General features: G+C 65.2%; 15 protein-coding genes. 12 read left to right on the top strand and 3 right to left on the bottom strand.

Annotated features, from left to right (window positions below):
* Nucleotides 1-10 precede the first annotated feature (10 nt).
* From FKZ61_RS05725 to FKZ61_RS05715, 3 genes are all read left to right on the top strand, one after another.
* A complete protein-coding gene (locus FKZ61_RS05725) occupies nt 11-1,024 on the top strand; it encodes an ABC transporter permease (RefSeq protein ID WP_141609123.1) in 1,014 nt (337 codons plus the stop codon).
* An 80-nt stretch (nt 1,025-1,104) separates the two neighbouring features.
* Nucleotides 1,105-1,383: a BrnT family toxin gene (locus FKZ61_RS05720; RefSeq protein WP_141609122.1), complete on the top strand. Its 279-nt coding sequence runs from the start codon at nt 1,105-1,107 to the stop codon at nt 1,381-1,383.
* A complete protein-coding gene (locus FKZ61_RS05715) occupies nt 1,364-1,624 on the top strand; it encodes a BrnA antitoxin family protein (protein ID WP_141609121.1) in 261 nt (86 codons plus the stop codon). Before FKZ61_RS05720 ends, FKZ61_RS05715 begins: the two co-directional genes overlap by 20 nt.
* A gap of 40 nt (nt 1,625-1,664) precedes the next feature.
* On the opposite strand, the gene FKZ61_RS05710 is transcribed toward FKZ61_RS05715, so the two are convergent.
* From FKZ61_RS05710 to FKZ61_RS05700, 3 genes are all read right to left on the bottom strand, one after another.
* Nucleotides 1,665-3,419 carry a hypothetical protein gene (locus tag FKZ61_RS05710; protein WP_141609120.1) on the bottom strand — a complete coding sequence of 585 codons (1,755 nt, stop codon included), beginning with the start codon at nt 3,417-3,419 and terminating at the stop codon, nt 1,665-1,667.
* A gap of 5 nt (nt 3,420-3,424) precedes the next feature.
* The gene (locus tag FKZ61_RS24235; RefSeq protein ID WP_141609119.1) at nt 3,425-4,375 is read right to left on the bottom strand and encodes an SWIM zinc finger family protein; all 951 of its coding nucleotides are present in this window, start codon (nt 4,373-4,375) and stop codon (nt 3,425-3,427) included.
* Nucleotides 4,376-4,442: 67 nt separating this feature from the next.
* Entirely contained in the window at nt 4,443-7,586 is a 3,144-nt protein-coding gene (locus FKZ61_RS05700; protein WP_141609118.1) for a DEAD/DEAH box helicase, read from the bottom strand.
* 624 nt (nt 7,587-8,210) lie between these two features.
* On the opposite strand from FKZ61_RS05700, the gene FKZ61_RS05695 reads away from it, so the two are divergent.
* The 9 genes from FKZ61_RS05695 to FKZ61_RS05655 all read left to right on the top strand — a co-directional run bounded on the left by FKZ61_RS05695 (nt 8,211) and on the right by FKZ61_RS05655 (nt 20,125).
* On the top strand, nt 8,211-9,161 hold the full coding sequence (locus tag FKZ61_RS05695; protein ID WP_141609117.1) for a calcium/sodium antiporter: 951 nt from the start codon (nt 8,211-8,213) through the stop codon (nt 9,159-9,161).
* 416 nt (nt 9,162-9,577) lie between these two features.
* Nucleotides 9,578-11,731 (top strand): ABC transporter substrate-binding protein, encoded by a 2,154-nt coding sequence (locus FKZ61_RS05690; RefSeq protein ID WP_170199316.1) that lies wholly within the window; start codon nt 9,578-9,580, stop codon nt 11,729-11,731.
* A gap of 108 nt (nt 11,732-11,839) precedes the next feature.
* Nucleotides 11,840-12,841 carry an ABC transporter permease gene (locus FKZ61_RS05685; RefSeq protein WP_141609114.1) on the top strand — a complete coding sequence of 334 codons (1,002 nt, stop codon included), beginning with the start codon at nt 11,840-11,842 and terminating at the stop codon, nt 12,839-12,841.
* Between the two features lie 29 nt (nt 12,842-12,870).
* Complete coding sequence (locus tag FKZ61_RS05680; protein WP_407659863.1) at nt 12,871-13,992, top strand: ABC transporter permease; 1,122 nt, start codon at nt 12,871-12,873, stop codon at nt 13,990-13,992.
* A gap of 71 nt (nt 13,993-14,063) precedes the next feature.
* On the top strand, nt 14,064-15,095 hold the full coding sequence (locus tag FKZ61_RS05675) for an ABC transporter ATP-binding protein (protein ID WP_141609112.1): 1,032 nt from the start codon (nt 14,064-14,066) through the stop codon (nt 15,093-15,095).
* Nucleotides 15,092-16,120, top strand: coding sequence for an ABC transporter ATP-binding protein (locus FKZ61_RS05670; RefSeq protein WP_141609111.1), 1,029 nt, complete (start codon nt 15,092-15,094; stop codon nt 16,118-16,120). Before FKZ61_RS05675 ends, FKZ61_RS05670 begins: the two co-directional genes overlap by 4 nt.
* A 160-nt stretch (nt 16,121-16,280) precedes the next feature.
* Entirely contained in the window at nt 16,281-17,048 is a 768-nt protein-coding gene (locus tag FKZ61_RS05665) for an HpcH/HpaI aldolase family protein (RefSeq protein ID WP_141609110.1), read from the top strand.
* A gap of 15 nt (nt 17,049-17,063) precedes the next feature.
* Complete coding sequence (locus FKZ61_RS05660; RefSeq protein WP_141609109.1) at nt 17,064-18,986, top strand: glycoside hydrolase family 127 protein; 1,923 nt, start codon at nt 17,064-17,066, stop codon at nt 18,984-18,986.
* Nucleotides 18,987-19,126: 140 nt separating this feature from the next.
* On the top strand, nt 19,127-20,125 hold the full coding sequence (locus tag FKZ61_RS05655) for a Gfo/Idh/MocA family protein (RefSeq protein WP_141609108.1): 999 nt from the start codon (nt 19,127-19,129) through the stop codon (nt 20,123-20,125).
* Nucleotides 20,126-20,178 lie beyond the last annotated feature (53 nt).

Raw genomic sequence — 20,178 nt, 5'->3', positions numbered from 1 at the left:
GGTAGCGCAAATGGCAAATTTGGATACGACGCCTGTGGAAAGCCAGAGGGTGGGCCGCCCGACCAGGGGCGTGCCCGGGCGAACCGGAGAGACGGGCTCGGAAGCTCGCCAGCTAGATCTGGGCCGCCGCCGGGAACCGTGGCGGATGGTCCTGCGCCGCCTGATGCGGGAGCGATCCGCCATTGCGGGGCTGGCGATCTTGACCCTGATCGTGCTGGCGGCCACCTTCGCGCCGGTGTTGACGGAGTATGGCCCCAACCAGGTCCTCATCGGGGCGGAGGGGCACGAGAATGTGCGTAAGCGGCAGCCCCCCTGCATCCATGTCCTGGGCTGCCCGGCGGATCAGCCCCAGCACCTGATGGGGCTGGACGGCAACGTGCGGGATCTCTTCAGCCGGGTCCTGTACGCGGCCCGGGTCTCCCTGATGGTGGGCTTTGTGGTGGTAGGGGTGGCCTCGGCCACGGGCACCCTGCTGGGGGCGCTCTCGGGCTATGTGGGCGGCTGGGTGGACAACGTGATCATGCGGCTGATGGACATCCTGCTGGCTTTTCCCGCCCTGCTGCTGGCCATCGCCATCACCTTTGTGCTGGGGCCGGGGCTGACCAACGCCATGCTCTCGGTGGCCATTGTGAGCGTCCCGGCCTACGCCCGGGTGGTGCGCTCTACGGTGCTCTCAGCCCGGGAGATGGAGTATGTACAGGCGTCCCGGGCCATCGGCGCCAGCCACAGCCGGATCCTCTTCCGCCAGATCCTGCCCAACGTGATCTCCCCGTTGATCGTACTGGGGACCCTGGGCGTGGGCACGGCCATCATCGACGCGGCGGCGCTCTCCTTCCTGGGCCTGGGCATGCAGCCACCGGACCCGGAGTGGGGGGCCATGTTGGGGAGCGAGTTCAACCAGCTCTTCAGCGCGCCCCACCTGGTGCTCTTCCCCGGCGCGGCCATCACCATCACGGTGCTGGCCTTCAACCTGCTGGGGGACGGCCTGCGGGATGTACTGGATCCGCGGTTGGCGAATTCGTAAGAACAGTGCACAAACTTGGAATTCCAAAGATTTGGCGGTTTTCGATTTGACCCGTACACTATTTGTGCATACAATCCCCCATGCATGGCTATCAATGGGATCCCGACAAGGCTCGTATTAACTGGGAAAAACACCACGTCGACTTTGCAGATGCCGTCGGCGTATTCGAGGATGAATGGGCCTTGACCATCAAGGAGGAATACGTCGATAATGAGCAACGCTTTGCGACCCTTGGTATGGATTTTCTCGGCCGTGTTTTGGTAGTCGTCTACACCTACCGCGGCGACGATATTCGTTTAATTTCAGCACGCCCGGCTACGAGACGGGAACGGAGGGTTTATGAGCGAAAACGAATATGATTTCGACAACGCCAAACAGGGAGCCGTGGCGTCAACTCCTCCGGGGAAGACCCGCATTACGATTCGAATTGACACGGACGTGTTGAACTGGTTTCGACGCCAGGTCCATGAGGCGGGTGGCGGCAACTATCAGACCCTGATCAATGAAGCTTTGCGGGAATATATTCGCGCCCGGGACGGAATCCTGGAGGATACCCTCCGCAAGGTGATTCGCGAAGAACTGAAGGCCAATATCAAGTAACACATCGTTCTGCTGCATACGAACAATGGCATCCGCTGAATCAGCGGATGCCATATCCTAACTCCCGCAGACGGTTGCGGAAACGGGTCTCCTGGCTGGCGGGAATCACCAGGGTGCGGGCGTCTACCCGCCTGGCGAATTTGCCCAAAACCGGATCGGCCAGCGCCATCTCCACCTCTTCTGCCCCTGCTCGAATCAACAGGGCGCGAGATCGAATGGAAAACGCCCGGCTGTTGGCGTAGAGCTGGTGCAGCCACTCCTCCACTTCAGCCGGCAACGGACCCTGATGGCGTTGCCGCAACAGATCCTGCAACAGGGAAAACGCCATCCCCCCTTCCAGTGCCAGCAGGATTTTTTGCTCGTCCAATCGATAGACACCCTCCTGAACTGGCTCCCCGATCTGCTCCAGTTGAGCCGCCAACACCGGGGTCAGTTGTCCCGGCTGAAGCAGACGCAGGCAACGGTCGGCCCCAATTATGAAGAGAGGTTCATCGGCCGGTCGCCGGGGCTGATACTCGCTGGCCTGGCCAAAGAGATAGGCCCCCAGGGGGGTGATGCGGAAGTAGCACAGACCGTCGTAGCGGCTGTAGTTCCTTTCATCGTAATAGTAAGCATCTCCAGGCAACGAAGCCTTCTCTGGAGGCAGGTAGAGAAGATCCAGGGCCCCAATGCTGCCCAGGTATTCCCACAGGACTGCCATGATGTACAGGCCGGTAGTCAACAGCCAGGGATCGTCGGCCCACTCCGTGTAGCCATACTGGCTCGCATAGTAGCCCTGGCCTATATAAATCTTCCTGAGCCCTCCTTCCTCGATATCAAAATTGAACTGCCAGATCTTGATAGCCCGCAGGAAATCTGTCACAGAGATCCAGACGCCCTGGGGACACCAGGAGAGGGCCTCCACGATCCGTTCCCGGCGCATGCTCGGCGGAGTCAGGGTCACCCCTCGGGCCCGGGTCCCGCGCAGGGCAGAGATGCGGCTCACCTCGTCGAAGGAGCTGCGCTCGACCCACGTCTCAAACGCTTCCAGCAGCAGCTCTGGCTCCTGGTACACCAGAAAAGTCCGCCCCCGATCGGTGAGCACCCCGTTCTTGGCCGTGCTGATCAGGCCGGCGCCGATGGCAAATTGGGTCAAACCAAAAGGTCGGATGGTTTCATCGAACTTGCAGGGATTCTCCGGCGGGAAAAAATCGCCCTGGAGCAACTTCCCCAGCAGCAGCTCGGTGCAGCCCGGGGTCAAGCGGTTGGAGGTCTTGCTCAGCCGAACATCCCCCTGCTCCACCAGTTGCAGCAAGAGAAGCAGATCATGCCACCCGGCTTCCTCGGTGTCGGCCCGGATGAGTTCGGCGGTCTCGCCATCGACCCGGTCGTGTCGGGGGGCTTCGACCAGCCCCTGGAGCTGAAAGCGCTCCGGCGGTGGCACCAGATCCGCCAACAGGGGCATCAGCTCGGGGTGTAGGCGCCCATTTTGCAGAAATAGATCGAAGAGGATGAGCGGTCGATACCACTGCCAGCGGCCAGAGCTGGGACGCTGGGGCAGCGAGCCATATTGGGCCACGAAGGCCTCGGCATCGAAGATCCCATCGTTGTGATAAGCCGCGGCCACAGCCTTGCGGGAGAGTCCATCCATCTGCTTCCAGATCTGGCGAAGGCTCTCCGGATCCAGCAAATGCTGGACGATGAACTGAACCCGGTCCGCTTTGCGCAGGATCTGGCTGGAGCCCCCCAATAACTTGATGAACTCTTTCAGCCTCTCGCTGGTGTAATGTTCAGAAAAATAGTCAGACAGACCCATAACCCTCATTGCTCCATATCTGGCTGCTCCACATCGGGCTGTTCTATCTTTAACTGCCCCGCCCTTGTCGCTTCCCCATCTTCCTGGCCGCCGGGCTCCTGGCTGCCAAAAGCCAGCTGCAGGGCGGCCTGGGCCATGGCCTGGTAGGCCGGTGCCAGCAGATCGACCGGATCCCGATCCAGGAAGGGGGCCGGGCCCAGCCGGCGCAGACCGGCCATGGGGGTGGTGGCCTTCCGCACGTAGGTGGGGAAGTTGTCCAGAGGCTCCCCCAGCTGCCAGAAGCGCTCCAGGGACTCCTCCAGGGGCGGGACGGCCTCCTCCACGGTATAGGCCAGGGGCTCTTCGGCCAGGGCCGGGGCATCGGTGGTCTGCCGTCGGCGCAGGCCTTCCAGGATCTCCTCCTGGCTGCGCCCCCGCAGCCGGAACAGGAGGAAAGGATCCTCGTCGAACTGCTCGCCCAGGATGTAGTGGGTGGCCGCCACATGTTTGCAGGGGTTTGCCCAGTCCGGGCAGGAGCAGTCGGTGTGGAGCTCCTGGCTGCGGGAAGGGAAGAGGGAGACCCCGGCCGCCTGGAAGGCTTCCTCGATCTCCTGGGGCATTTCCCCGGCCAGAAGCTGGGCGGCGAAGAGGGCCCGCTCGGCCAGGGCGTCCAGGACGGCCTCCCACTGGCGGTCGGTCAGCGGATCCAGGCGGATGGTCACCCGGTACGGGGTGGGCCGGGAGCCCTGAACCCGGGCCTGGATCTGGCCTTCCCGCTCGTCCAGGCTGAGGACCTGTCCCCGGCGGGCGTAGCTGCGGCCCCGGCGCAGGCGGCCGGCATCGGTGAGCCGCTCCAGGGCCTGGATCCAGCGTTGGGCCCACCAGTTCTGGGCAAAGTCGCCCCGACGGCTGCGGGCCCGGATGCCCTCGTCCGTTGCGATGGGCCTTGTCTGTTTGAAATAACGGTAAGCGCTCACCCTTTCCTCCTCGTCACTCTTTCCGGCTCATCACCCTTGCCTGCTCATTCGAGACTCGGCTTTCGCTTCATGCGAGCATCTCCCGGCGCAGGGTCACCAGCTCCTTCAGCTCGTCGGTGGAGAGCTCGGTGAGCCAGTTTTCACCGCTGCCCACGATGGACTCGGCCAGGGCTTTTTTGGCCTCGATCATCTCGTCGATCTTCTCCTCTAACGTGCCCACGCAGACAAACTTGTAGACCTGGACGTTCTGCCGCTGGCCGATACGGAAAGCCCGGTCGGTGGCCTGGTCCTCCACCGCCGGGTTCCACCAGCGGTCGAAGTGGAAAACCCGGCTGGCCCGGGTCAGGTTGAGGCCTGTGCCGCCGGCCTTGAGGGAAAGGACAAAGATGGGCGGGCCGTCGGGATCGTCCTGGAAACGCTCTACCATCTCGTGGCGCTGGCGGGGCGGGGTGCCCCCGTGGAGGAAGAGCACGGGCACCCCCAGGCGCTGCTGGAAGTACGCCCGCAACAGGTTGCCCATCTCCGCGAACTGGGTGAAGACCAGGGCCCGATCCCCTTCGGCCAGCAGCTCCTCCATCAGCTCCGCCGTGCGGGCCAGCTTGCCGCTCCGCCTTTCCTCGCCATCGACCCGGTAGCCGTCGCCGAGCTGGTGCAGGAACTGGGCGGGATGGTTGCAGATCTGCTTGAGCTTCATCAACATGGAGAGCACCTGCCCCCGACGATCCATGCCCTCCGCCTCCTCGATGACCCGAAGGGACTCCTGTACCACGGCCTCGTACAGGGTGGCCTGCTCCTCGGTCAGGGTGCAGTAGGCCTTGATCTCCTGCTTCTCCGGCAGGTCCTGGATGACGGTGGGATCGGTCTTGACCCGGCGCAGGATGAAAGGGGAGACCAGGCGACGCAGCTTGCCGGCCGCCTCCGGGTCGCCGTAGCGCTCAATGGGGATGGCGAAGCGCTGCCGGAAGGCCCGCTGGGAGCCCAGAAAACCGGGGTTGAGGAACTGCATGATGGACCAGAGCTCCGAGAGCCGGTTCTCCACCGGGGTGCCGGTGAGGGCCAGGCGAAAGCCCGCGGGAAGGCTGCGGGCGATGCGAGCCTGGCGGGTCTCCGGGTTCTTGATGTTCTGGGCTTCATCCAGCACCACGCCAAACCACTCCACCTGCTTCAGCAATTCGGCATCCCGGCGCACCAGGGCGTAGCTGGTAGCCACCAGGTCTACCTTGCGGACTTCTTCCAGAAAGTCCTGACCCTGGAGCCGGTTGGGCCCCTGGTGGACCAGGAAGGAGAGCTCGGGGGTGAAGCGGGCCGCCTCCTTGGCCCAGTTGATCACCACCGAGGTGGGGCAGATCAGGAGGACCGGGCCGGGCAGCCGGCCGGCCTGCTCCTTCACCCCCTGCAACATGGCCAGGGTCTGGATGGTCTTGCCCAGCCCCATGTCGTCGGCCAGGATGGCGCCGATGCCCCACCGGCGCTGGAAGTCCAGCCAGGAGTAGCCGTAGCGCTGGTAGGGGCGGAGTTGCGCGCGCAGGCCCTGGGGCTCCAGCAGGAGTTCCAGGCGCTCCTGCTGGGTGAAATGGGCCATCCAGTCCCGGAACCAGCCCTCGGTCTCCACCCCTTCCACGGGCAGGCCATCCACCTGCTCCGCGGCCAGGCCCATCTGCAGGGCATCCAGCAGGCGAAGATCCCCTTCCCGCTGGCTCTTTTGCCAGAAGCGGATGGCGGCCTCGATCTGCTCCGGGTCCAGCTGGACCCACTGGCCCCGAATCTGCACCAGGGGCGTCTTGAGGCGGACCAGGGCCTCGAACTCCTCCCGGCTGAGGGGCTCGCCCCCCAGGGCCAACTCCCACTGGAAGTGGACCAGGTTTTCCATGGTGAGCAGGCCGGATGCCACGCCCTCGCCGGGGGTGCTGCCCTGGCCCTTCAGGCGCAGGCGGACGCCCAGGCGGGCGCTCCGCTGGTTCCACCAGGGCGGCACCAGCACGCCAAAGCCGCTCTCTTCCAGCAGGGGGGCCACCTCCCGCAGGAAGGTGTATGCTTCGTGGCCGGAAAGCCAGGCGCCGGTGGGCCGTTTGGCGTCCAGGCTCCGGCGCAGGGGCTCGAAGAGCCGGGCTGCATAGCCCAGGCCGGTCAGCAGCAGCGACTGGGGATCCGCGGGGCGATGGGGGAGGGCCTCCAGCGCGCTCCCCCGCCTGTGCCAGATCTGGTCCGCGGGGACCAGCAGGCTGGGATCATCCCGGGACTGGAGCAGGAAGTGAAGCCGCCAGCGGTCCGCTGTGGGGGTCGCCTGGCCGTCTTCCTGGGATGCAGTCGGGGCTTCCAGGCGCAGGGCGACCCGGAAGTGGCGGTCGCCGGCCACCCGGAGGTTGCGCAGCCAGGCCCGGTGGCTGGCCAGCAACCGGCGCAACTGGGCCGAAGAGCCCCGGACGGTGGGATCCTGCCGACCCAGGGCGTTCAGCCAGGCCTGGACCGGCTCGTCCAGGGTCACGGGGACGGGGATGCTCTCCTGAGCCCAACGGCGGGCCAGGGCGTCGGCCATGGCGTTGAGGAAGGTGTGCAACAAGTGATCCGGCGTGAGGGTCGGGTCAAATGAGGCGTCGGCCCGGCAGAGGGGGGGCATGGCTCGCCGCAGTTGGGCCAGCCGGGGGCCGTCCCGGGGGCCATCCAACAGGGGCTGCCAGCGGGCCAGGTAGGGGCCGGCCTGCTCGTTCGCCGCCTCCAGGGTTGGCACCAGCTTCTGCTGGGTGAAGGCCTCCAGCAGCAGGCGGGCCGCCGCCTGCCAGAAGCGGACCGTGTCCCCCAGGCGGACGGACGGGTCCAGTTGGGTGGGGGCGGGCAGGCGCAGCAGTTGGAAGCAGGCATCCGCGGGCGCCGGTGCAAAGCCCGGGATCTCCCAGGGGCGGAGGGAGAGGCCGGCCCGGGTATCCTCCTGGGGCCAGTCGTGGAGCAGGCCGGGCGAGGGCGTGGGTCCCCGGCGTCCTGTGGGCAACTGCAGGGTGAGGGTCTGCGCCTGGCCGTCGGGATCCAGGCCGGTGAGCCGGGCCAGCAGGGCACGCACCTGCCCGGCCGTGGCGGCGAAGGGGTGGGGCCGGGCCCGCCGCACCCGACGATCTGCGGGCTCGGGTGTGGTCTGGGCATGTTCGGCCCAGAAGATCAGGCGACCGTTCTTATCCGGCGAAGCGGGCGGTTGCCAGTGGACATGAAGGACAAACATGGTGTGGTGGGAATTCCCTTTACGATTGTGCCCATTTGTTTGCGGAGTGAGCATCCTCAGATGCGGCTCCGTTCCGCCTGGTCCGGCATCTGAGGGTGCCGACTCCGTGTCGAAATCATGTACGACTGTATCTGTATCATCTGCGGACCCAAATAAAGCAGCGTAGGTCCGGTTTCCATACGTGCCCCCGGGTCCGGTATGGAAACCGGACCTACGCAATCATGAACGCCAGTTCGCAAGACAAGTTGACATATATTCATCGTTCAGTATAGCCAGATTCGGCGCGTCTGTCATATTCCACTGAAAGCGTGAATGGGATCCAGCCGGGTAGGACCCCATTCAGCCGACGCCGCGTCGCGAGGGGTGCCGCGGCGGGAGCACCCTGTCCTGAAAAAGGACGCAGATTCACGCAGATTCAGCCCGGGATCTGACCGGCTCTGTGTCTTCAAGCCGGGCGGATGGCATAGCGTCCACTGTTCCATTGTAACGTGCATTTGTAACGTGCATTTGTAACGTGCATTCGCGCCCTGCCTCCATTGGTGAAAAAGGCAGCCGCGCCTTTATAATGGGCGATCAGGCATTTGGGTCGAATCCACCCCACACACTGGCGGAGGTCAATGGCGTATGGCGCTGCACCTGGTTCTTTTGGTTGTCGGACTGATCCTGTTGACCGCGGGCGCGGAGGGCCTGGTACGCGGGGGCGCCTCCCTGGCCCGGCGGCTGGGCCTGACGCCGCTGGTGGTGGGGTTGACGGTGGTGGCCTTTGGCACCAGCATGCCCGAGCTGGTGGTGAGCCTCAGCAGTGCGCTGCGGGGGGTGGGGGACATCTCCCTGGGCAACGTGGTGGGCTCCAACATCTTTAACGTGGGCGTGATCCTGGGGCTCAGCGCGGTGGTCTCGCCCATCCGCATCCAGTTGGGCCTCATCAAGCTGGATATGCCGGTCCTGATCGGGATCTCCCTGCTGGCCCTGGGGCTGGCCCTTTCGGGGTCCGTGTCTCGGGGGGCGGGGGTGGTGTTGGTGCTCCTGCTCATTGCCTACACGGCCTTCAACATTCGCCTGGCCCGCAAACAGACGGCCGCCGCCGTGGCCCAGGAGTTCGAGGAAGGCGTTCCGGGGCCCACCGCTTCCTGGTTGTGGGATCTGCTCTTCATCCTGGGGGGCCTGGGTCTGCTGATCTACGGCTCCAACCTGCTGGTCAACAGCGCCATCGCCCTGGCCCGGGCCTTCGGGGTGAGCGAGGCGGTGATCGGGCTGACCCTGGTGGCGGCAGGCACCAGCATGCCCGAACTGGCCACCTCCATCGTCGCGGCCTTGCGCCGCCAGTCGGACATCGCGGTGGGCAACGTGGTGGGCTCCAACATCTTCAACATCCTGGGGATTTTGGGGGTCACGGCCATGGTGCGGCCGGTGCTGGCACCGGGGATCAGTCGCCTGGACCTGGGCGTGATGGTGGCCTATGCGGTGGTCCTGCTGCCCCTGCTCTGGAGTGGGCAGCGCCTGGACCGCCGGGAGGGGCTGCTGCTAGTGGGCGGGTATCTGGCCTACCTCTGGGTCCTCTGGCCCGGCACGTAAAACGATGGCCGGGCTGGCGGTCCTGTCTGGCGTGGGCGGGCGCAGCAAGCAGCGCCCCTACAGCGACCGGCGTCCAATGGGCGAGCCGCTACGATTCTGAATTACACCTGAAAAATCGAAATTTTCCCCCCAATTGACGAATCTGAGCGCCTGTGGTATTCTGCCTTGCGGTCAAGCCGTCTGCGTCTGGTGAGGATCCTGCTATCCAGCGGAGCCACACGCCAACACAGCCGGCCATCGGCTGAATTGTTCCCCAATTCAAACTTTTACAGCCTGGCGTTCACCATCCGCGGCCCGTCCGTTTCCATGGCCGGGATGGATCCATCCGCTCTCCCCAAGCCGCGCGGCGGAATGGGTTTTTGGAAGTATTGAACACACCCAACCGAAAAGTCAAAGAAAGTCAAAGGAGGAACCGTATGACGAAGTGGACGAGACCCGGGTGGCTCCCCCTGCTGAGCCTGCTGCTGGTCTTCAGCCTGCTGCTGGCCGCCTGTGGCGGTGGAGGCAGCGCACCACCGCCGGCGGAAGAGGCAGCCCCAGCGGCCGAGGAAGCCGCCCCCGCGCCCACAGCCGCCGAGGCCGAAAGCGCGGCAGAGGCACCTGCCGAGGAGGCCCCCCTGGGCGCCACCCTGATCGGCGAGATCGAGGGGCCGGAAATCGTCACCGACCCCGCCGCCTATCCCACCTCGTTCAACGAAGCACCCATGTTGGCCGAAATGGTGGCGGCCGGTGAATTGCCGCCGGTGGAAGAGCGGCTGCCGGTCCAGAGCGACCTCCTGGTCATCCAGCCGGTGCACGAGATCGGCAAATACGGCGGCACCTGGCGCCGGGGCTTCACCGGGCCGGCCGACGGCCAGAACGGCCACCGGGTAGCCGGCGGCGACCGCCTGCTCTTCTGGGATGCGGACGAATTTCCGAAGCTGGTGCCCAACGTGGCCAAGGGCTGGGAGATCAGCGAAGATGGCACCGAGATCACCCTCTTCCTGCGCCAGGGGCTCAAGTGGTCCGACGGCCAGCCCCTGACCACGGCGGACTACATGTTCTGGTTTGAGCACATGTACCAGAACGAAGAGCTGGTCCCCGTGCGCTCGCCCTTCTTCAACATCGACGAAGGCGCCACCATGGAAGCCGTGGACGACTACACCCTGAAGTTCACCTTCCCCTTCGCCAACAGCCTCTTCCTGGAGGTGCTGGCCAGCTCGGTGAACGTCTTCGGCGGCCATGCCATCTTTGGCAACACGGGCATGGGCGGCGTCGCCCCGGCCCACTACATGCAGCAGTTCCACCCGGATTTTGTGGACCAGGAGGAGCTGGATGCCCTGGTGGCCCAGGAAGGTTTCGACAACTGGGTCAACCTCTTCAAGGACAAGAACACCTGGCAGCGCAACCCCGACCTGCCGGTCATCACCCCGTGGAAGACCGAAAACCCCATCACCACCGACAACTGGGTGCTGGTGCGCAACCCGTACTACTTCGGCGTGGACACGGAAGGCAATCAACTTCCCTACATCGACCGCATCTCCATGACCCTGGCGGAGAACCTGGAGGTGCTCAACCTGCGGGCCATCGCCGGCGAGTATGACTACCAGGCCCGCCACGTGGCCCTGGCCAACCTGCCCGTCCTGCTGGAGAACGCGGCCACGGGCAACTACCGGGTCTACCTGGACCCGGCCCAACACGGCGCGGACGCCGGCCTGCAGATCAACCAGAGCTACGAGGCGGACCCCGAGATCGGCAAGTGGCTGCGCAATGTGGACTTCCGCCGGGCCCTGTCCCTGGGCATCGACCGGGACGCCATCAACGAGGTGATCTTCCTGGGCATCGGCACGCCGGGCTCCGCAGTGGTGGCGGAAAGCTCCCCCTTCAACCCCGGCCCCGAGTACCGCACGCTCTGGGCTACCTATGATCCGGACAAGGCCAATGAAATGCTGGATGCCATCGGCCTGGACCAGAAGGACGCGGAGGGCTACCGGCTGCGCACCGACAACGGCGAGCGACTGGTGCTGGAGGTGAATCCCATCCCCGCCTTCATCCAGTTCACGGCCGTGGCCGAGATGGTCAAGGAGGACTGGGCGGAGATCGGCATCTTCCTCAACGTGGTGGAGCAGGAACGTGGACTGGTGGAACAGCGGCGGGCCGCCAACGAGCTGCAGATGTTCCTGTGGCAGAACGACGGCACCGATGAGCTCTACCTCTACCCCTACCACGCCCTGCCCGTGGCCAACAACTCCGGCACCGGCCCGGCCTACGGCAACTGGTACTCCTCTGGCGGCACCCAGGGAATCGAGCCCCCACCGGACAGCTCCGTGCGCAAGGTGCTGGACATGTTCTCCCAGGGCCTGAAGGCTACCCCGGAGGAACGGATCGCCATCGGCCAGGAGATCTGGAAGATCATCACCGACGAAGTCTGGACCATCGGCATCGTCGGACAGTCCGGTGCGTTCATGGGCGTGCGGGTGGTGAAGAACAACATGGGCAACATCCCCTCTCGCCAGTTCAACATCCAGGCAGGCCAGACGCCCAACATCAGCCGGCCGGCCACCTTCTACTTCACCGACGCCGGCCAGTAACCTCGGCGCAGAAGTCTTGAAAGTATGGGGGGTGGTCTGCGGCCCTTGACCCGGTCGCAGACCACCCCCGGCTTGGGCCAGACGTTGACCTGAATCGGTAGATTGCCTATGCTCGACTACATCATTCGCCGCTTTCTGGCAGGGATTTTGACCATCTGGGCGGCCTCTGTCATCTCCTTCGTGGTCATCCAGCTCCCCCCGGGCGATTACGTCACCGCCTACATCGCCAACCTCCAGGCCACCGGCACGGTGCTCTCCGCGGAGGAAGCCCAGGCCCTGCGCATCCAGTATGGCCTGGACCAGCCCATCTACGTCCAGTATCTGAAGTGGATGGGCCTGATGATGCGGGGCAACTTTGGCATGGCCATGGAGTACAACCGCCCGGTGCGGGAGGTGATCGGCGACCGCATGACCACTACGGTGGTGGTGTCGGTGGCGGCCATCATCTTCATCTGGGTCCTGGCCTTGCCCATCGGCATCTATTCGGCGGTGAACCAATATTCCATTGGCGACTACATCTTCACCTTTATCGGCTTCATCGGCATTGCGGTGCCCAACTTCATGTTGGCCCTGCTGGTGCTCTATGTGAGCTTCAAATATTTCAACGTCCAAAACATTGGCGGCCTCTTCTCGCCGGAATACCTCCAGGCCCCCTGGAGCTGGGCCAAGGTGTGGGACATGATCAAACACCTGCCCCTGCCGGCCATCATCCTGGGGCTGGCGGGCATGGCCGAGGTGGTCCGCATCATGCGGGCCAACCTGCTGGACGAATTGCGCAAGCCCTACGTGGTGACGGCCCAGGCCAAGGGCCTCTCCCGCACCCGGGTCATCCTCAAATACCCGGTACGGGCCGCCCTCAACCCCTTTGCCAGCACGATAGGCTATCTCTTCCCCTTCGTCGTCTCGGGCAGCATCATCGTCTCCCTGGTGCTGAGCCTGCCCACGGTGGGTCCCCTGCTCTTCAAGGCCCTCATCGCCCAGGATCTCTTCCTGGCGGGCACCATCTTGCTGCTGCTTTCGGTGCTGACGGTGGTGGGGACCTTCGTGTCGGATCTCATCCTGATGTGGATTGACCCGCGCATCCGTCATGGCATGGAGGGACACTCCTGATGACTGAAACGGCCCATCCCGGCGCGGCCATGGCGCCTGCCCCGCGCCAGCAGGAAGTGGACGCGGCCCAACGGATCTACGTGGCCACCCAGTGGCAGCTCATGTGGTGGCGCTTTCGCAAACACAAGCTGGCCATGGTGGCAGCCGTGGTCCTGATCCTCTTCTACCTGGTGGTCATCTTCGCCGACTTTCTGGCCTATGCCGACCCCCACAAGTCGGAAGCCCAGCGCTCCCTGCTGCCGCCCCAGCCCATCCACTGGTTCGACGACGGACGCTTCCGCCCCCACGTCTTCGGCCTCACCGGCAAGCGGGATCCGGTGACCTTCAAACGGGTCTACCAGCCGGACCCCAACCGCAAGGTGTACCTGAAACTCTTCGCCGAAGGGTACGAGTACAAGCTGTTCGGCTTCATTCCCACCAACCGCCACCTGATCGGCGTGGAAGGGGCCACTGCGGAGGAGAGCATCTTCCTGCTGGGCACCGATCTGCAGGGGCGGGATCTCTTCTCCCGGCTCATGATTGCCACCCGCCTGTCCATGGTCATCGGCCTGGCAGGTGTGGCCCTGAGCCTCTTCCTGGGCATCCTGCTGGGCGGCCTCTCCGGCCTCTACGGCGGCGCGGTGGACAACGCCATCCAGCGGCTGATCGAAATCGTGCGCTCCATCCCCACCATCCCCCTCTGGATGGCCCTGGCCGCGGCCGTGCCGTCGGAGTGGCCCATCACCCGGGTCTACTTCATCATCACCCTGATCCTGGGTATCATCGGCTGGACCACCCTGGCCCGGGTGGTGCGGGGGCGGTTCCTCTCCCTGCGCACCGAGGATTTTGTCACCGCGGCCGAGCTGGCCGGCGCAGGCCAGTTGCGCATCATCTTCCGGCACATGGTGCCCTCCTTCCTCAGCCACATCATCGCCGCCACCACCCTGGCCCTGCCGGCCATGATCATCGCGGAGACCTCCCTGAGCTTCCTGGGGCTGGGGCTGCGCCCGCCGGCCATCAGTTGGGGCGTCCTCCTGCAGCAGGCCCAGAACGTCCAGGCCGTGGCCATCTCCCCCTGGCTGCTTTACCCGGCCATCCCGGTGATCGTCTCCGTGCTGGCCTTCAACTTCCTGGGAGACGGGCTGCGGGACGCGGCGGACCCCTACGGATAGTCGTGCCCGCCTGGATACGCCCCTTGCCATCCGTCTGTCATGAATCCTGAACCACGCCACTGTGAGACCCGATGAGTGAATCCGGCCTTCCCATTCTGTCTGTCGAAAACCTGCACACCTATTTCTTTCAAGATGAAGGAACCGTCCGGGCGGTGGAAGGGGCCAGCTTTGACCTCTACCCCGGCCAGACCCTGGGCATCGTGGGGGAGAGCGGCTGTGGCAAAAGCGTCACCGCCCGCTCCATCCTGCGTATCGTGGAGCCACCGGGCCGCATTGTCCACGGCCACATCTGGCTGCGCCGGCAGGCCAACAACGGCCATGGCCAGACCATCGACCTGACCACCCTGGACGAGGACAGCCGGGAGATGCGTTCCATCCGCGGGGGCGAGATCGCGCTCATCTTCCAGGAGCCCATGACCTCCTTCAGCGCCTTTCACACCGTGGGCAACCAGATCATCGAGGCCATCCGCCTTCACCAGCCCCTGAGCAAAAAGGCCGCCCGAGAGAAGGCCATCGAGCTGTTGCGCCAGGTGGGCATTCCCCGGCCGGAACGGCGCATTGACGAATACTCCTTCCAGCTCAGCGGCGGCCTGCGGCAGCGGGTCATGATCGCCATGGCCCTCTCCAGCGATCCCCGCATCCTCATCGCAGACGAGCCCACCACGGCGCTGGATGTGACCACCCAGGCCCAGATCCTGGACCTGCTGCGCCAGCTCCAGGAAGAGAAGGGCCTGGCCATCATCCTCATCACCCACGACATGGGAGTCATCGCCGAGATGGCGGATACGGTGGCCGTCATGTACCTGGGCCAGGTGGTCGAGCAGGGGCCGGTGGAGCAAATTTTCCACGCGCCCCAACATCCGTACACCCGGGCGCTGCTGCGCTCCATCCCCAGCATCCTGGCCAAGCCCCGCACCAAGCTGGCCACCATCGCCGGCTCCATCCCCCACCCGTACGACCGGCCCCTGGGCTGCCCCTTCCATCCCCGCTGCCCGGACTTCATGCCCGGCACATGCGACCGCTTTGAGCCGCGGTTGCAGCCCACAGGGCCCGATCAGCAGGTGAGTTGCTTCCTCTACCACCAGCCGGAACCGCTGCCATGACTGTCAGTTCATCACCCTCTGCACCCATCCTGGAAGTTCGCAACCTGTGCAAGTACTTTCCCATCCACAAAGGCCTGTTGCGCCGGGTGGTGGGCCATGTCCGCGCCGTGGATGACGTGAGTTTTCACATCGCCCGGGGGGAGACCCTCTCTCTGGTAGGCGAAAGCGGCTGCGGCAAGACCACCACATCCCGCTGCATCCTGCGGGCCCTGAAACCCACCTCCGGCGAGATTCGCTTTCACACGGAAGAGGGCAACGCGGTCAACGTGGCCGCCCTGCCCAAGAGCGAGCTGCGGCCCCTGCGCCGGCAGATGCAGATGATCTTCCAGGATCCCTTTTCGTCCCTCAACCCCCGCATGACCATCTTCGACATCATCAGCGAGCCCCTCCTGGTCAACGGCGTGCGCAGCGCGGCCCAGCGCCGGGAGCGGGTGGAAGAGCTGCTGGAGATGGTGCACCTGCGGCCCGAGTACATGAACCGCTACCCCCACGCCTTCAGCGGCGGCCAGCGCCAGCGCATCGGCATCGCCCGGGCCCTGGCCCTGAATCCAGCCCTCATCGTGGCGGACGAGCCCGTCTCGGCCCTGGACGTGTCGGTGCAGGCCCAGATCCTGAACCTGCTGCTGGAACTGCAGGAGGAGCTGGGGCTCTCCTACCTGTTTGTGGCCCACGATCTGAGCGTGGTCAAACATGTGAGCGACCGGGTGGCCGTCATGTACGTGGGCAAGATCGTGGAAGTGGCCGGGACAGAAGCCCTGTTCGAACGCCCGAAACATCCCTACACCGAGGCCCTGCTCTCGGCCGTGCCCAAGCCCGATCCCCGGCTGCGAGCCCAACGGGTGATCCTCCAGGGCGAAGTGGCCGATCCCGCCAACCCACCCTCCGGCTGCTACTTCCACCCCCGCTGCCCCTACGCGGTGGAACGCTGCAAGGTGGAATCGCCCCGGCTGGAAGAAGTGGAGCCGGGCCACTGGGTGAGCTGCCACCGCTCCCAGGAATTGACATTGACGGGCATTCGGGCGTAAGTTTATTTTGTGGGGTAGTCAGTAGTCGGTAGACAGTAGACGGCCGACTACCGTCTACTGACTACTGACTACCGACTACCACCTACCGTCTACCGTCTACCGTCTACCACCTACTCCACCATTCGCCACCCATCACACGCTGGCAGGAGAACCATCCACCATGAAAGTAAATACCGCCAAAGAGATCATGCGCCAGGGCAAGCCGGCCTTCGGCTTCTCCCTGGGCCTGGGTTCACCCCTCAACGCGGAGCTGCTCAGCCACACTGGCATCGACTTCCTGCTGTTGGACCGCCAGCACGGCTCCTGGGGTGACGATGCCACCATCGCAGCCCTGGCAGCCATGGCCGCCGGCCCGGCCATCCCCATGGCCCGGGTCGCCCGTAACGACTACACCCTGATCGGGCGCCTGCTGGATGAAGGGGTCATGGGCATCGTGGTGCCCATGGTCAACACGCCGGAGGAAGCCAAAGCCGCGGCCGAAGCCTGCCGCTTCCCCCCCATCGGCAACCGCTCCTGGGGCTGGGGGCGGGCCCGGGCCTACGGCGCCGACTACCCCACCTGGATCGACGAGCAGCTCTTCGTGGCCGTCCAGATCGAAACGGTCCAGGCCGTGGAGAACGCGGAGGCCATCATGGCCACGCCCGGCATCGACGGCTGCTGGCTGGGCCCGTCCGACCTCTCCCTCTCCCTGGGCTTCCCCCCCAGCCAGATGGACCAGCGGGAGGAGCATGCCCGGGCCCTGGAAAAGGTGGTGCAGGCCTGCCGCAACACGGGCAAGATCCCCGGCATCGCCGGCCGCTCGGTGGAGGATGCCGTCCGGCGGGCCCGGCAGGGCTTCCAGTTCATCACCGCAGGCAGCGATGCCGGCTTCCTGCTGGCCGGCGCCGCCAGCAGCCTGGAGACCCTGCGCGGCGCCACCGCTGGATGACAGAGCCGGGACCCCATGAACGCCCACACCCCTGTCCGCTACCAGTTGCAGCCGGTGCCCTTTACGGCCGTCACCCTGGAGGATGACTTCTGGCGTCCCCGGCTGGAGACCAACCGCACGGTCACCATCCCGTACGACTTCCAGAAGTGCGAAGAGACCGGCCGCATCGCCAACTTCGCCAAAGCCGCCGGCCTCCTGGAAGGTGACCACGAAGGAATCTATTACAACGATTCCGACGTTTTTAAAATCGTGGAGGGCGCGGCCTATTCCCTGAGCCTGCACCCGGATCCGGCCCTGGACCGCTATCTGGACGACCTGATCCAGCTCTTCGCCGCCGCCCAGGAGCCCGACGGCTACCTGTACACCGTTCGCACCATCGCCGAACGGACCGGCCGGCTGGATCGGCTGCGCCCGGACCGGGAGGGGCTGACCCGCTGGTCCAACCTGCGGGTCAACCACGAGCTCTACAATGTGGGCCACCTCTACGAGGCCGCAGTGGCCCATTTCCGGGCCACCGGAAAGCGCACCCTGCTGGACGTGGCCCTGAAGAACGCCGATCTCATCGACCGGGTCTTCGGGCCGGACAAACGGCGGGATGTGCCAGGCCACCAGGAGATCGAGATTGGGCTGGTCAAGCTCTACCAGGTGACGGGTGATCCGCGCTACCTGCGCCTGGCCCAGTTCTTCCTGGACGAGCGGGGTCACGCCCACGGCCGGGAGCTGTACATGCTCCACGACGACCCAGGCTACATGCAGGATCATCTGCCCGTCACCCAGCAGCGCACCGCGGTCGGCCATGCGGTGCGGGCCGGCTACATGTACTGTGGCATGGCCGACGTGGCCACGTTGACGGACAACCAGGCGTACATCCAGGCCCTGGACGCCATCTGGGAGAATGTGGTCAACCGCAAGCTCTACCTGACGGGCGGCATCGGCGCCCGCCACAAGGGGGAAGCCTTCGGCGAGGACTACGAACTGCCCAACGACACGGCCTACGCCGAGACCTGCGCAGCCATCGCCAACATTTTCTGGAACCAGCGCATGTTCCTGCTCCATGGAGACGCCCGCTATGTGGACGTGCTGGAGCGGACCCTCTACAACGGCTTCCTGGCCGGCGTCTCCCTGGGCGGGGATCACTTCTTCTACGTGAATCCCCTGGCCTTCGACGGCAGCTTTCCCTTCAACCGCCACAGCATCGGCCGACAACCCTGGTTTGACTGCTCCTGTTGCCCCTCCAACGTGGTGCGCTTCCTGCCGTCCCTGCCCGGCTATGTCTACGCGCAGGCGGAAGATCGGCTCTACGTCAACCTCTTCGTGGCCGGACGAGCCACTGTGGCCCTTCCAGGAGCGGGCGGCGACGTCCAGGTGATGGTCGAGCAGGAGACCCGTTACCCCTGGGATGGGCAGATACGCCTGAGAGTACGGCCGGAGCGTCCGGCTCCCTTTGCCCTGCACATCCGCATCCCCGGCTGGGCGCGAAACCGGCCGGTGCCCGGCGACCTCTACCGCTACCTGGATCGGCCTGAGGGGCAGGTGGAGCTGGCAGTCAACGGCCAGCCGCAAGCCCTCACCATGGAAAAGGGGTTTGCGGTGCTGCGGCGCACCTGGCAGCCGGGCGACGTGGTGGCGCTCCACCTGCCCATGGCGGTGCGCCGGGTGGCCAGCCATCCCCAGGTGGTCCACAACCGGGGTCGGGTGGCCCTGGAACGGGGGCCGCTGGTCTACTGCGTGGAGGCAGTGGACCATGGCGGCCGGGTCCACGACCTGGTGCTGCCCGACGGGGTATCGCTGCAACCGCAGCGCCGGCCCGACCTGCTGGGCGGCATCACCGTGCTGGCTGGCCAGCTCGGCGACCGGACGCTGACCGCCATCCCCTACTACGCCTGGGCCCACCGGGAGCTGGGGGAGATGGCCGTCTGGCTGCCCCGGAACGAGTAGGGACGTGGTGCGTGATACATGGTGCGTAGGTCACGCATCCTTGCGTGACAGCGGTGCAAGACCCCTGTCCGGCCAGGAGGCCAGACCTACGAACCAATGGGTATCACACACCACGCCAGAGACAGACAGGAGATCCTACCATGAAGACCATCCGCTGGGGCATCATCGGCTGCGGCGATGTCACCGAGGTGAAGAGCGGGCCTGGCTTCCAGAAGGCCAGAAACTCCGCCCTGGTCGCCGTGATGCGCCGCAACGGGGATCTGGCCAGGGACTACGCGCAGCGGCACAACGTGCCCAAGTGGTACGACGACGCCGAAGCCCTGATCCGCGACCCCGACGTGGACGCGGTCTACATCGCCACGCCACCCTATGCCCACAAGCAGTACACCCTGATGGCGGCGGCCGCGGGCAAACCCGTCTACGTGGAAAAGCCCATGGCCATGAACTACCAGGAATGCCAGGAGATGATCCAGGCATGTGAGGAAGCAGGCGTGCCCCTCTGGGTGGCCTACTACCGCCGGATGTTGCCCCGCTTCCTCAAAATCAAGACCCTCCTGGAAGAGGGCGCCATCGGCGAACCCCGCTTCGTCACCGTCACCCTGACCCGCCCGGTCGGCCTCCAATTTCGCAATCCAGGCGCCCAGGGCGCGGAGATGCCCTGGCGGGTGGACCCGGCCATCGCCGGCGGCGGCCTCTTCGTGGACCTGGGCTCCCACATCCTGGACTACCTGGACTACTTTCTGGGGCCCGTCACCCAGGCCTGTGGCCATGCCGCCAACCAGGCCGGCCACTATCCCGCCGAGGACGTGGTCACCGGCAGCTTTGTCTTCCAGTCGGGTGTCCACGGGGTGGGCGTGTGGAACTTTGCCAGCTACACCGCAGTGGACCAGACGGAGATCGTGGGGTCGAAGGGCAAGCTCACCTTTTCCTCCTTTGGGACCGAGCCGGTGCGGCTGACCACGGAAAAAGGGACCAGCGAGTTTGACATCGAGACCCCGCGCCACGTCCAGCAGCCCCTGATCCAGACCATCGTGGATGAGCTCAACGGCCAGGGGAAATGCCCCAGCACCGGCGTCAGCGCGGCACGCACCAACTGGGTGATGGATCAGCTCCTGCGGGACTACTACCGGAAGGGGTAAAGACTCCTGGGCCCCCCCGTCCGGCCAGGAGAGCAGACCGACGACGGGACATC

It is taken from the genome of Litorilinea aerophila (assembly GCF_006569185.2).
GTDB classification, from domain to species: Bacteria; Chloroflexota; Anaerolineae; order Caldilineales; family Caldilineaceae; genus Litorilinea; species Litorilinea aerophila.
This window is presented reverse-complemented; position numbering and strand designations above follow the sequence as displayed.